Origin of the sequence: Methanothermobacter sp. EMTCatA1, from assembly GCF_002356395.1 — an archaeon.
GTDB lineage: Archaea > Methanobacteriota > Methanobacteria > Methanobacteriales > Methanothermobacteraceae > Methanothermobacter > Methanothermobacter thermautotrophicus.
Map to the genome: position 1 here is coordinate 88219 of NZ_AP018336.1, position 12503 is coordinate 100721.

Annotated in this window: 14 protein-coding genes; 7 read left to right on the forward strand and 7 right to left on the reverse strand. The window is 51.7% G+C overall.

Going from position 1 to position 12503, the window contains the following annotated elements:
- The first annotated feature begins 14 nt into the window (after nucleotides 1-14).
- The 6 genes from tca_RS00595 (at nucleotide 15) to tca_RS00620 (ending at nucleotide 6021) form a co-directional block, all read left to right on the forward strand.
- The gene (locus tca_RS00595; protein ID WP_245942901.1) at nucleotides 15-1148 is read left to right on the forward strand and encodes a glycosyltransferase family 4 protein; all 1134 of its coding nucleotides are present in this window, start codon (nucleotides 15-17) and stop codon (nucleotides 1146-1148) included.
- 80 nt (nucleotides 1149-1228) lie between these two features.
- Nucleotides 1229-1915, forward strand: coding sequence for a (Fe-S)-binding protein (locus tca_RS00600; protein ID WP_115892788.1), 687 nt, complete (start codon nucleotides 1229-1231; stop codon nucleotides 1913-1915).
- Nucleotides 1908-3098, forward strand: coding sequence for an LUD domain-containing protein (locus tag tca_RS00605; RefSeq protein WP_115892789.1), 1191 nt, complete (start codon nucleotides 1908-1910; stop codon nucleotides 3096-3098). The genes tca_RS00600 and tca_RS00605 overlap by 8 nt, the downstream gene beginning before the upstream one ends.
- A gap of 102 nt (nucleotides 3099-3200) precedes the next feature.
- Complete coding sequence (locus tag tca_RS00610; RefSeq protein WP_010875780.1) at nucleotides 3201-3911, forward strand: (5-formylfuran-3-yl)methyl phosphate synthase; 711 nt, start codon at nucleotides 3201-3203, stop codon at nucleotides 3909-3911.
- Between the two features lie 18 nt (nucleotides 3912-3929).
- Nucleotides 3930-5411: an IMP dehydrogenase gene (gene guaB / locus tca_RS00615; RefSeq protein WP_115892790.1), complete on the forward strand. Its 1482-nt coding sequence runs from the start codon at nucleotides 3930-3932 to the stop codon at nucleotides 5409-5411.
- 10 nt (nucleotides 5412-5421) lie between these two features.
- Nucleotides 5422-6021, forward strand: coding sequence for a molybdenum cofactor guanylyltransferase (locus tag tca_RS00620; protein WP_115892791.1), 600 nt, complete (start codon nucleotides 5422-5424; stop codon nucleotides 6019-6021).
- Here tca_RS00620 and tca_RS00625 read toward each other — a convergent pair.
- The 7 genes from tca_RS00625 to tca_RS00655 all read right to left on the reverse strand — a co-directional run bounded on the left by tca_RS00625 (nucleotide 6011) and on the right by tca_RS00655 (nucleotide 10644).
- Nucleotides 6011-6214 carry a pseudomurein-binding repeat-containing protein gene (locus tca_RS00625; protein ID WP_048060751.1) on the reverse strand — a complete coding sequence of 68 codons (204 nt, stop codon included), beginning with the start codon at nucleotides 6212-6214 and terminating at the stop codon, nucleotides 6011-6013. The genes tca_RS00620 and tca_RS00625 overlap by 11 nt on opposite strands.
- Nucleotides 6215-6360: 146 nt before the next feature.
- Nucleotides 6361-7119, reverse strand: a complete 759-nt coding sequence (locus tca_RS00630; protein ID WP_286708947.1) for a hypothetical protein — start codon at nucleotides 7117-7119, stop codon at nucleotides 6361-6363.
- Between the two features lie 32 nt (nucleotides 7120-7151).
- Nucleotides 7152-7730, reverse strand: coding sequence for a precorrin-6Y C5,15-methyltransferase (decarboxylating) subunit CbiT (gene cbiT / locus tca_RS00635; RefSeq protein ID WP_115892792.1), 579 nt, complete (start codon nucleotides 7728-7730; stop codon nucleotides 7152-7154).
- A 78-nt stretch (nucleotides 7731-7808) separates the two neighbouring features.
- Nucleotides 7809-8369: a UbiX family flavin prenyltransferase gene (locus tag tca_RS00640; RefSeq protein WP_048060752.1), complete on the reverse strand. Its 561-nt coding sequence runs from the start codon at nucleotides 8367-8369 to the stop codon at nucleotides 7809-7811.
- Between the two features lie 41 nt (nucleotides 8370-8410).
- Complete coding sequence (locus tca_RS00645; RefSeq protein ID WP_010875787.1) at nucleotides 8411-9631, reverse strand: HD domain-containing protein; 1221 nt, start codon at nucleotides 9629-9631, stop codon at nucleotides 8411-8413.
- A gap of 48 nt (nucleotides 9632-9679) precedes the next feature.
- A complete protein-coding gene (locus tag tca_RS00650; RefSeq protein ID WP_286708948.1) occupies nucleotides 9680-10111 on the reverse strand; it encodes a molybdenum cofactor biosynthesis protein MoaE in 432 nt (143 codons plus the stop codon).
- Entirely contained in the window at nucleotides 10108-10644 is a 537-nt protein-coding gene (locus tca_RS00655) for a nicotinamide-nucleotide adenylyltransferase (RefSeq protein WP_048060754.1), read from the reverse strand. The genes tca_RS00650 and tca_RS00655 overlap by 4 nt, the downstream gene beginning before the upstream one ends.
- Before the next feature lie 151 nt (nucleotides 10645-10795).
- On the opposite strand from tca_RS00655, the gene tca_RS00660 reads away from it, so the two are divergent.
- Nucleotides 10796-12502 carry an ABC transporter ATP-binding protein gene (locus tca_RS00660; protein ID WP_286708949.1) on the forward strand — a complete coding sequence of 569 codons (1707 nt, stop codon included), beginning with the start codon at nucleotides 10796-10798 and terminating at the stop codon, nucleotides 12500-12502.
- Nucleotide 12503 lies beyond the last annotated feature (1 nt).

Consider the following 12503-nt stretch of genomic DNA (forward strand, 5'->3'; position numbering starts at 1 on the left):
AACAGGGGGTTCATATGAGGATATGCATCGTTACGGAGTACTTCCCTGGAGGCGAGGAGCTGAACATCCGGGGCGGTGCAGAGGCCTGTGCCTTCAACGAGGCCCTTAAACTGTCAGAGAAACATGAGGTCACGGTACTGACATCAAGGACCCCTGAAAACCCTGAGAACTACAGATGCGGGAACATGGAGGTTATCTGCTGTGGCCCTGTGAGGTCCTATGTCCAGGCGGGTTCAATCACAGGGAGACTCTCCTTCATGTTATCAGCATACCGTGAGGGATTAAAACTTGACCCTGACGCGGTGATTGGCTACAACTTCATAACACACCCCGTTGCCTGGATGATCGCAGGAAAAAGGAATGCTGCGGCACTGGCCCGCTACCATGACGTCTGGATCGGGGAGTGGGTGAGGAACATAGGGGTTTCAGGCATCCTCGGTGAGCTGCTTGAGAGGTACACACTCTCACGGAGATTCGACAGGATAGTGGCGGTATCTGAGTACACAGCAGGCAAGATCCTTGAGAGGTATCCCTGGCAGCAGGTCTCTGTTGTTCATAACATGGTCGACTTCAGGACACCTCCTGTCCGGAAAACCAGCACACCATCAATTGCATGTGTATCACGCCTTGTTGAATACAAGAGGATCCAGGACCTCATAAGGGCGGTTTCGGTGATAAGGGAGAAGTTCCCTGATATAAGGTGCCGGATAATCGGCACAGGTCCCCTTGAGGAGCGTTTAAGGGGTCTTGCACGTGAACTTGCTGTTGAGGATAACGTTGAGTTCATGGGCTTCGTTGAGAAACACGCAGATGTACTGGAGGTTATAGCAGAGTCCTGGGTCTTCTGCCTTCCAAGCGTGGTTGAAGGCTTTGGAATAGTTGTTGTGGAGGCCATGGGCTGCGGGACACCCTTCGTGGCTGCCAGGATACCCCCTGTAATGGAGGCAAGCCAGGAGAAGGGAGGACTTTTCTTTGAACCCGGAAACTGGCGTGACCTTGCAGAGAAGCTTGAACTTTTGCTCTCCAGCGGAGAGCTCCATGAAAGGTTAAGCTCTGAGGCTGCAGATGTTTTCAGGGACTACAGTGCAGATTCCATAGGTAGAAAGCTGGAGAGAGTGCTGACGGAGGTCACAGGCAGGGATGAATGATTCCCCCCATGGGTGTATTCGTGGTTCTTTTTCTCAGGGCTGCTGACAACTATTAATAGTCAGGGAACATAACTGATATTATGGTTATCTACTTCAGAGGATGTCTTGCAAGGGAGAGACTGCACGGGATATCCAGGGCCACAGAGAAGATACTCAGAGCCGCAGGACTGGAATACAGAGTCCTTGATGAAGAGTCATGCTGTGGTTCGGTCCTTCTGAGGACAGGGTTCCTTGAAGAGGCAGAGATTCAGATAAGCAGGACAGGAAGCATGCTTGATGGGGAGGAGGTTGTTGTATCATGTGCTGGCTGCTACAGGACTCTCAGCAGGGATTACAGGGAGAGAGGTTATAATATAGCCGTTAAGCACATATCTCAGCTCATAGAGGAACTGATGGCAGAGGGTAGGATTGAATTTGAGAAAACAGACCTGAAGGTGACCTACCATGACCCCTGTCACCTCTCACGCCACAGCGATGAAAGGGACACATCCAGGGCTATTCTGATGGAATTAACAGATTTCAGGGAAATGGAACATCATGGCAGGGACTCCAGATGCTGCGGTGCCGGAGGGGGGCTGCGTTCAGCCCAACCTGATGTATCGTCTGCTGTGGCATCTTCACGGATAGAGGAGGCTGAAGGGACCGGGGCAGACGTCCTGTGCACCTCCTGTCCATTCTGCAGCCTCAACCTCGGAGCAAGATCCATGAGGGTCATGGACATAACAGAGCTCCTATCGGAACTTATCAGGAGGAGAAACGTTGAATGAGAGTGAAATCCGCCAGATGAGGATTTCCTTCAGCAAACTCAATGAAAGACGCCTTGAACTTCTGGATAGGCCAGAGGTGGCTGAACTGGCAGACAGGGTCAGGACGATACGTGAATCATCCATTGAGAACCTCAACGAACTCATAGCAGGGGCATCTGAACGCTTCACGGAAAACGGCGTCGAGTTCCATCTTGCAGCTGACGCTGATGATGCCTGCAGGATAATATATGAGAGCCTCGAAGGTGACACCATTGCAAAGTCAAAGTCCAACACCCTCTCCGAGATAGGGCTCGCAGATTACCTCAGGAGGAGGGGGGTGGAGGTAATTGAGACGGACCTGGGGGACCGTATACTCCAGCTTGCAGGTATAGGAAAACCTGCGCACCCTGTTGGACCGGCTCTCCACCTGGGTGTATCTGAAATAGCGGCCATAGTAAGGGATAAACTCGAAGCTGACATCAGGGATGATCCCCATGAGATAATGGAGGCGGTGAGATCCGATATACTGCAGTCCATAGCTGAATGCAGTGCAGGGATAACCGGTGCCAATTCTGTGGCAGCCTCTGATGGATCAGCTGTTATAGTCCATAACGAGGGAAACGTGGCCAGGCTCTCACTCATGGACACACACATCATGGTCTTTGGTGTGGATAAACTGGTCCCTCAGATCGAGGATGCTGTATCGGTGGTTAAACTGGAGACCGCCTATGCCACAGGTACCAGGGTGCCATCCTACATCAACGTGATCTCAGGACCCTCAAAGACCGCGGATATAGAGAAGATGCTCCTAACCGGGATGTACGGTGCATCAAGGGTCATAGCAGTTGCAGTTGACAACGGGAGGTCCGAAGCATACCCGGAGGCCCTCCTCTGCATAGGGTGCGGCAGCTGCATAGTCAGCTGTCCCGTCTACAACACAGTCGGGAACAGGTTCGGTTACCGTGGATACCTGGGGGGCCGTGGTGTTGTTATGAGCAGCTTCATTGATGGCAGGGAAGCTGCAGCTGAATCAGGCCTCTACATGTGCACCCTGTGTGGTCTCTGCACCGAGAAGTGCCCGGTTGGAACACCCACGGCTGAGATGATGGAGAGGCTCCGGCGGGACTGCGTTGCCGCGGGTATAAGGCACCCAAGCCACATGAGGATAGCGGCGCGGATACTCAGGAGGGGTTCACCCCTCTGAAAAGAAAGGTATAAAAAGGTGCTGTGCTAGATAAATTAAAAAAATTATCATATCATGTTTCTTGGGATATTCATTCCATGATTTTTACCAGGAGGTTATAGATTGCTTCTATTGATAAGTCCAATTAACACTGAGGAGGCACTAGAAGCCATAGAAGGCGGTGCAGACATAGTCGATGTTAAGAACCCTGCAGAGGGATCCCTGGGAGCAAATTTCCCGTGGGTGATCCGCAGGGTCAGGGAGATGACACCGGAGGACATGCTTGTAAGCGCGACACTGGGTGATGTGCCCTACAAGCCGGGCACAGTATCCCTTGCAGCCATGGGGGCGCTGGTGTCAGGAGCTGACTACATAAAGGTGGGTCTATACGGGACCAGAAACTATGATGAGGCAGTTGACGTCATGAAGAACGTTGTGAGGGCTGTTAAGGACCAGTCAGACGCCATCGTGGTTGCAGCCGGCTACGCTGACGCTCACCGTGTTGGCGCTGTTGAACCCATGGAGATACCCCGCGTTGCGGCTGATTCCGGTGCAGACCTTGCAATGCTTGACACCGCCGTTAAGGACGGTAAAACACTCTTTGACTTCATGGACATGGAAAAACTGGAATCCTTTGTATCAGCTGCCCGTGATCATGGACTGAAGTCAGCCCTCGCAGGATCAGTTGGCAGGGAACACCTGAAACCCCTCCATGAGATTGGCTGCGACGTTGTAGGCATAAGGGGGGCTGCATGTGTTGGCGGAGACCGCAACACAGGCAGAATCCACAGGGACGCTGTGAGGGAACTCAAGGAACTCCTGGACAGCTTCTAAATTAGCTGAGGGATTTGAATGTACAGGAAAAAATTAACTGAAGCAGAAACAGGTTACACATTTGATGATTTTCTTCTTCTTCCCCAGGCATCATATGTGGAACCCAGGGATGTGGAGACCGCTGGCAGGGTATCAAGGAATATAGAGCTCAAGATACCCGTAATCAGCTCCGCCATGGACACGGTAACAGAGTATGATATGGCCATTGCAATGGCACAGGAGGGTGGAATGGGGGTTATCCACAGGAACATGAGCATCAGGGACCAGGTCGAACAGGTGAAGAAGGTTAAAAGATCCGGAGACATCACAATAAGGGACGTTATAACAATATCACCTGATTCAACCCTCAGGGAGGCCCATGAAATCATGGACCAGGAGGAGATAAGTGGTCTGCCGGTTGTTGAGGACGGTGTGCTCATAGGTATAATAAGCCGCAGGGACATTGAACCCATCTTCAACTCAGATGCGGACAAGAAGGTTGACCAGGTCATGACAAGGGACGTTGTCACCGTGGACGAATCCATAACCCCCAACGAGGCCCTTGACATAGCCTACGAGAACAAGGTCGAAAGGCTCCCTGTTGTGAAGGATGGAAGGATCGTCGGCATGCTCACAATGAAGGATATACTGGAGCGCAAGAGGTACCCCAACGCGTCCAGGGACAGTGAAGGTTACCTCAGGGTCGCAGCCGCCACAGGCCCCTTTGATCTTGAAAGGGCCAGGGCACTGGATGAGGCTGGCGCAGATGTGCTGGCAATCGACAGTGCCCATGGACACAACATGAACCTTGTGAAGAGTGCCGGGGCAATGAAGAAGGAGATAGAGGCTGACCTCATAGTCGGCAACATAGCAACCAGGGAGGCTGCAGAGGACCTCATTGCACAGGACGTGGACGGTCTAAAGGTGGGAATAGGGCCCGGTTCAATGTGCACAACAAGGATCATAGCAGGTGTCGGTGTCCCCCAGCTCACAGCCATAGCAGAGGTGGCTGACGTGGCCGCAGAATATGGAGTGCCTGTTATCGCCGATGGAGGTATAAGGTACTCAGGGGACATTGCAAAGGCAATAGCAGTGGGCGCCGACTGTGTGATGCTGGGCAATCTCCTTGCAGGTACCTATGAGGCCCCCGGTGATGTTGTGGTTATGAACGGACGTAAATACAAACAGTACCGTGGAATGGGGTCCCTCGGTGCAATGACAGGGGGTATAGGTGCAGGCACGGACCGTTACTTCCAGGAACCCCGCGGGCACATGAAGCACACCAAGGTGGTGCCTGAGGGAGTGGAGGGTGTTGTCCCGTACAGGGGCACGGTAAGTGAAGTTCTCTTCCAGCTCATAGGCGGTCTGAGAGCATCCATGGGCTACTGCGGTGCCGCTAACCTAAGTGAGATGAAGGAAAGGGCGAAGCTGGTCCGGATAACTTCAAGCGGTATCAAGGAGAGCCACCCCCACGACCTCCTCATAACCAATGAGAGTCCAAACTACCCGACCCTCAAATAATTATTTTTTTATGGAAATGAGTGAACTTGACTCTGTTGCTGTCCTCTGCGGTGGCAGGGGAAGGCGGATGGGCTCAGATAAGGGACTTCTTCTCATGGATGACCGGCCCTTCATAGAGATCATAACAGCAAAATTACTTGGACATTTCAGTGATGTCCTTGTGGTTCTGCGTGACACTGACCAGGCCGGGACCTACAGGGGCATCCTCGATGACCGTGTGAGGATCCTGACGGATGAGCTGCCTGGTGCAGGACCCCTTGGAGGAATATACACTGCACTGGGGAATATATCAGGGGATGCTGCGCTTTTCCTCCCCTGTGACGCGCCCCTTGTTACGGACGAGTTCCTGGTGAATATGAAGGAGTGCTTCCGGAGGCTTGGGGATTCCTGTGACGCCATAGTACCATGGGGGGATGATGGACCGGAACCCCTCCATGCTGTGTACTCTGCCAGGGTGAGGGGGACTGTGGAGGCGCTTCTATCCAAAAATAAAAGGAGAGTGGGGACTCTGATTGAATCCATTAACTCCTGCCGCATAGCCGCAATCAGACTGGATCCGACACTTCAAAGCTTCAGGAACTTCAACCGTCCGGAGGATCTCAGGATCTGATATCAACTGTGCGTGGATTCCTTCCCATCTCAAGAACAAACTTGTTTACACGCTCAATCATGTCGATGTAGTGTTCTTTATGGATTTTCTTCCCATCGACAAGAGCATATTTCGGTAGAGACCCGTACAGATTCTTAAACTCAATTATCTCGCTAACCATTTCCCTATACTGCTCTAGGGTCAACCTTTCCATGGATACCAACCACAGGAGTTTTTCTATACTCTCTTTATCATAATATATAAGTTATACGATTTTATTTTCACATCAAGCCAATATTAAAAATTTAAATTAAAATATGAAATCTTTCTGGCCCCCTTTACTGAATTCTTCCCATGAACTCAACTGAGGACCTCCACCCGCGCCTCCCTGTTGAAGGGGTTCTTCCTCACTGCGAGGGAAAATAGGTAGGGGTAGTTCTCACTCAGGTGCTCCATGTAGCCAAGCCACTCCCCGATAACTGCACTGTAGGCCCTCGTAAGGTCACCTGCAAGGTGTTCATAGTCTGAAGGCGGGAGGGAGGTGATATCCTCCCTGGCCTCGAGCTCCTCCATCAGATGGAACACGGCCCAGAGCATATCTGTGAAACTCTCATGTTCAAGTAGATTAGGATTTTCCAGGAGCCCAAGGAGGAACTTCCTCCTTGATACGAGAAACTCCCTAAGGTAATGCAGGAGTTCAATGCTCTCCTCTGATCCAAGCTCAAAACTGAAGTCCAGACCATTGAACTCATCAATTATTTTTCTGAAATCATCACTGCTCCAGGAGGTATCCATGATCAGTCTGGATGCAATGAACGGTGTGTTTGATTCAAAGGGGGACACCTCCCTCAGGAACTCTGTACCGGTTTCACTGAAGAATGCACCTATGACCATGTTGAGCTTTTCAAGCCTCTCAGAGAGTTCCCTTCGGGATATAGCGGCCTCAACAACTATCACCACTATAAGTATCTCCAGGGGCACGAATGCAAGGTCTATACCAATGTAGAAGAGCTCTGTTTCAGGTTTATGGAATATCAGATATAAAATGAAGTATATGGATGCTGATACAAGTACCAGAAGAAGCGCCAGTTTTACTCTCCAGTTAATTTTTGTCTTCATTGGATACCCCCTGTATCTGGGTTGCTTTCCAGTTAATCTTTGTTTTCATGGGATACCCCAGTGTATATCAGTGCAACAGGGTTCCTTGAGACCATCATGGTGCCTCTATCAAGTGCACGGCCCCTTGCTATGTTGAGTTCAGTGATGTTCACATCAAATCCAAGGTCCCTGAGGCACTCCATTGCCTCAAACTTCGTCTCAAGGAGTATCGCCGTCACGATTATCCTGCCACCGGGCTTCAACTTATCCTTTATAATCCTGAGGATCTCCTGCAGTTCACCCCCGCTACCACCCACAACTGCAATGTCGATGTCAGGGATCTTACAGAGGGCCTCAGGGGCATCACCCTCCATCAGTGTTACATTATCTCCAAGGCCATGCCTCTGGAGGTTCATCTCAGTTGTTAAGATGGCTTCAGGGTTCCTGTCGATTGCATAGACCCTTCTGACCCTCCCTGCAAGTTCTAGGGTCACTCCACCGGTTCCACAGCCCACATCAACGGCAACATCATTTTTACCGGGCTCTGCAAGGCACATGATGAGGCATCTCACTTCCATGGCGGTTGGGCCCGGGACTGAGGGGTTCTTTATGAACTCATCGTCGGGTATCAAGTCATCACCTTTACTGGGGGGTTATTCCATCATCGTTGAACTCATCGTCGGGTATCAGGTCATCAAATCTTAATGCGGTTAGATATCCTTACCTGTCCACCTTCTGAAGAGGTCGTTCTCTATTCCAAGTACATCAAGGACCTTTCCAGCTATGAAGTCCGCCATATCCTCTATGCTGGCGGGTTTATGGTAGAAACCTGGCATGGCAGGGAGTATTATCCCACCCTCCCTTGAGACCCTGAGCATGTTTTCAAGATGGACACTCCTCAACGGGGTTTCCCTTGGGACGAGGACAAGATCCCTTCTCTCCTTCAGGCAGACATCTGCAGCCCTTGTAAGGGAATTCTCAGCATATCCGTTGGCTATGGCAGAGAGGGTCTTCATTGTGCAGGGAGCGATGACCATTGCCCTGAAGGGGGATGATCCGCTGTTTATGGATGTTGTGAAGTCACTGGCATCGAAGCACTCATCTGCCAGTTCCTCAAGGGCCCCTGGTTCAATCCCAAGTTCATATCTTATTATCTCACGTGCGGTGTCGGTTATCATGAGTCCAATCCTCACTCCAGCCCCTCTGAGGGCCTTCAGGATCCTCTCACCATAGATAACACCACTCGCACCTGTCATGGCAAGTATTATCATTTTAATCACCTTCATTCATGGAGGAAACATCTTTCAGAAGATCATCTGAACCGGAGGTAGTCCGGGACTGTTAGGCGCAGCTGCCTTGGATGGGAGGGCCTTCTCTCAGGGAGGTCCATGTAGTCATGGAGGCTGAAGTCCCTGAAGGACCCTGCAAACTCCCCGGGAACATAGACACAGATATCTGCATGATTGAACCTGGCCTCCTTCAGGGCCCCGACGAGGCTTGAAATGTGGCTCAGGTTTACAATTGAGTCACCAACAGAGACCTGGGTCCTCATCTCATCAAAGGCAGGGTACTCGGGTAGATTCACCACCACGTAGTCGGGGTCGAGGCCCATGTCCTCTGCTATCTCCTCCTCAGCCCTCTGTATCTCTGCCTCCGTTATCCTGAAGACCCTATCAGGGTCCTCAAGTTCATTGAGCTTCACCGAGTCAACGGTCTTGAGGAGGTCCCTGTTATCAAGCCTCCTCATCATATCACCTGCAAGGCCCTCCTGGTTCCTGCACATGACGATGAGGTCCATGTCGTCGTACCTGTAGATCCTGGACGCGTCCAGGACGCCACCTGATATGAGGCTCCTGAGGCACCTCCTGAACATGGAGTTCACGATCCTGGTGGTGTGGTGCTGGTATACGCTGGGGTACATGAAGTACCTTGCAAGGAGGGCGGATTCGGCTGCCTGGACGCCCTTCCTGTCGAGTACAAGGTCGTTCTCCATCTTCATGTTGTATATCAGCCTTTCAACGTCGATTATACCGTAGGCCACACCTGTGTAGTGGGAGTCCCTGAGGAGGTAGTCCATCCTGTCAACATCCAGCTCCCCGCTGATGGCCTGGCCAAGGACTCCCTCACCCCTGAGTATCCTCATAACCTGCCTGAGGTCGAACTCCTCGGATATTATGTCCCCAAGGATGGATTTTCTTATCAGCTCCCTTGTGAGGCTCTCATGGGACATCTCAAGGACACCCTCGGATACATGGGAGAATGGGCCGTGCCCAACGTCGTGGAGGAGGGCGCACAGCCTCAGCACCCTCTTCTTTTCATGGCCAAGACCGAGGTGCTCTGCAAGTCGTGATGCAAGGTACATGGCACCTATGGAGTGTTCGAACCTTGAATGGTTTGCACCGGGGTATATGAGGCTGGTGAATCCGAGCTGCTTTATGCGCCTGAGGCGCTGGAACTGTGGCGTGTCAACTATCCTGACCTCGAACTCACTCAGTTTCAGGTTTCCATGGACGCTGTCCCTTATGAATTTCATGTCCTGCCCCGTTAATCTGTTCCAGGAGGTTTCTGCCCTGATTTTTTTTCAGCCGCCTGACATTATGATATTCTTACCGCTGTCGGTGTACTCCTCCTTCCTAAATTCAATTTCATGCTTTGTCCTCTCAATTATCTCACTGAGGGCCTTCAGTGTCTCCTCACGATGCGGACCGGCCACAGCCACCATGAAGAGTGTCTCTGAGGTGTAGAACTCGCCGAGATAGTGGACCACGGCAACGTCCCTTACCGGGTACTTCCTCCTGACATCCTCCACTATACCCTCAAGCTCAATCTGGGCCCTCTCCATGTCGGGTGTTGTGAGTACCAGCTTATCTATCCTCTTATCATCCACACCACGAACAATACCCTCGAAGGTGAATATGGCCCCGCATTCATCGAGGTATGGGCTTTTCTTGAGGTTTTCTATGAGGTCCTCCATCCGGTAGGCCTCCTTCTCATCGGTTACCCGTACAATCATGATATCCCTCCAAGTTCACTGACCTCCTTTTTTGCAAGGTGTTTTATCCTTTCAACACCATTGATCTCATCTATAACCTCCACCACAGATTCAGGGAGGAGGGAACGCCAGTCCCCATCATCCAGCATCCTTCGCCTAACCTCTGTCCCGGAGTACCTGTCACGGTAGAAGAGCGGCGGGGCTGTAACCTCGTAGCCATCCTCACTGAATAGCCTCTGCACGAGTGGGTTCCCGCTGTAGACCCTGTCAAAGGGTGGTGTGAGCATCTTTATGTGGCCCACCCAGAGGGCGTTGCACTCTATGTCCTGGACAGGGATGATGTAGTAGCGTGATGCAGGGATCCCGTTTTCACTCAGGGCCTTGGTGAGCATCATGACCCTCTCACCTGCTGTGAATGGATCGCGGATGCTGTGGCTCAGCTGTGCACTGCCAATACATATTATGAGTTCATCGACCTCCTCGAGTATGCTCTTTATGACCTGCAGGTGGCCCCTGTGAAATGGCTGCATCCTTCCAACCAGCAATCCCCTCATTGTCATCACCGCATAAAGGTTATTATGTCAGTAAAACTATTAGAACTATGGTGCTTCTAGTATATATTCATGGAGCCGGTGGCGATTGTGGATCATTCAATGGCAGTCTGCAGTTCATGGACACTGCCAGAGGAGATAGGCAGGTGATACAATGATAAGGGTAGAGAACCTGACAAAGACCTATAAACTGGAGAATGGAGACGAATTCAGGGCACTTTCTGATGTTAACCTTGAGGTGGCCGAGGGTGAAATACTCGGGATTCTGGGCATGAGCGGATCAGGTAAGACGACCCTCCTGAGGATACTGAGGGGTGTGGAACCCTTTGATTCAGGGAGGATCACCCTTGATGATGTAACAGTTGAAGCTGATTCCAGCCAGTACTATTTCTCTAAGCTGAAGAAGAAGACAGCCATTCACCTGCAGAGGTCCTTTGGTCTCTGGGCAGAGACAGCCCTTGAGAACGTTATAAGGAAGCTCTACGCTACAAGGTATGGTGATGAGTCCATGACAGACTTTGACTATGCCTCTGATGAATTCGGTGAGGAGGCCATGGAGCTCCTGAGGGTTGTTGGACTTGAACACAAGGCTGACCACTTCGCCCCGGTACTGAGCGGGGGTGAAAAACAGAGGCTCATAATGGCAAGGCAGCTTGCAAAGAAACCCAGGGTCCTTCTACTTGATGAACCGGCAACCATGTCCTGCCCGAGGACCAAGCAGGAGATACTGGACGCCATAAAGAACATAAACAGGGAACTCGGTGTCACCGTGGTCCTTGTATCCCACCTCCCGGAGGTCCACGAGTACCTGGCCGACAGGGTGGTGCTCATGGATGGGGGCCGCATAGTTGATGAGGGCGAACCCTCAGCCATTATAGGAAGGTTCCTTGAGGACATCGAACCCCCTGTTGAATACACTCCGGGGTCCAGGGGGAAGGAGATACTCAGGGTCCGTGGTCTCGGGAAGAGGTTCGTACTCCTCAAGGGTGGAGCTGTCCTGGAGATGAGTGATGTTAACCTAGATATAGCTGAGGGGGAGATGGTGTCCATAATAGGCCCCAGTGGAGCAGGTAAGACAGTCCTTCTCAGGATGATAGGGGGTCTGGATCTACCTGATGAGGGTACAGTGGAGTTCCGCCTCAACAATGAATGGGTCAACATGCATGAGCCTGGTGTTAAGAGGATGGGAATAAGGCGAAAGATGGGGTTCATGCACCAGGAGTTTGCCCTTGTGCACCATGCAACCATAAGGAGTCAGATCGCCTCAAGGCTGGGTGTTAAGGGAGAACATGTTGTTGCGGAGGCAAAGAAGAGGGCCGATGAACTTGGAATAAGTGACATGGTCCTCGATGTCCTTTACCAGCTCACTGATCTTCCTGAGACCGAGGCACGGTACCGTCTGGAGAAGCTGGGCCTCTCACCTGAGATACTTGAGGAGCTCTTCCCAAGCTTCCCTGACAGTGAGGTTAAGAGGTATGCTGAGCCCATATTCAGGGCCCTTGACCTTCCCCTGAGTATACTTGACAGGAGGTCCTATGAGCTATCAGGCGGCGAGAGGGTGAGGGCGACCCTTGCCCTTGTACTCGCATCGAGGCCCGATGTACTGATACTGGATGAGCCCTTCGGGGACCTGGACCCAATCACACTGCGCATGGTCTCCAACTCCCTCAAGAGGATCAACATGGAGTTCGGGACAACCATCATAATGGTTAGCCACCATGTTGACTTCATAAGGGAGCTCAGCACAAGGGCCGTGATGGTTGAGGATGGAAGGATTGTGATGGATGGTGAACCCGGTGAACTCTGTGATGAATTTGTTGAGAGGAGCCATGCAAGATACCTTCAGAGGGTTAAGGGGTGAT

Coding starts and splice junctions, on each gene's coding strand:
- tca_RS00595 (WP_245942901.1), top strand. CDS start 15: ATGAGGATATGCATCGTTACGGAGTACTTCCCTGGAGGCGAGGAGCTG.
- tca_RS00600 (WP_115892788.1), top strand. CDS start 1,229: ATGGTTATCTACTTCAGAGGATGTCTTGCAAGGGAGAGACTGCACGGG.
- guaB (WP_115892790.1), top strand. CDS start 3,930: ATGTACAGGAAAAAATTAACTGAAGCAGAAACAGGTTACACATTTGAT.
- tca_RS00620 (WP_115892791.1), top strand. CDS start 5,422: ATGGAAATGAGTGAACTTGACTCTGTTGCTGTCCTCTGCGGTGGCAGG.
- tca_RS00625 (WP_048060751.1), bottom strand. CDS start 6,214: ATGGAAAGGTTGACCCTAGAGCAGTATAGGGAAATGGTTAGCGAGATA.
- tca_RS00630 (WP_286708947.1), bottom strand. CDS start 7,119: ATGAAGACAAAAATTAACTGGAGAGTAAAACTGGCGCTTCTTCTGGTA.
- tca_RS00640 (WP_048060752.1), bottom strand. CDS start 8,369: ATGATAATACTTGCCATGACAGGTGCGAGTGGTGTTATCTATGGTGAG.
- tca_RS00645 (WP_010875787.1), bottom strand. CDS start 9,631: ATGAAATTCATAAGGGACAGCGTCCATGGAAACCTGAAACTGAGTGAG.
- tca_RS00650 (WP_286708948.1), bottom strand. CDS start 10,111: ATGATTGTACGGGTAACCGATGAGAAGGAGGCCTACCGGATGGAGGAC.
- tca_RS00655 (WP_048060754.1), bottom strand. CDS start 10,644: ATGAGGGGATTGCTGGTTGGAAGGATGCAGCCATTTCACAGGGGCCAC.
- tca_RS00660 (WP_286708949.1), top strand. CDS start 10,796: ATGATAAGGGTAGAGAACCTGACAAAGACCTATAAACTGGAGAATGGA.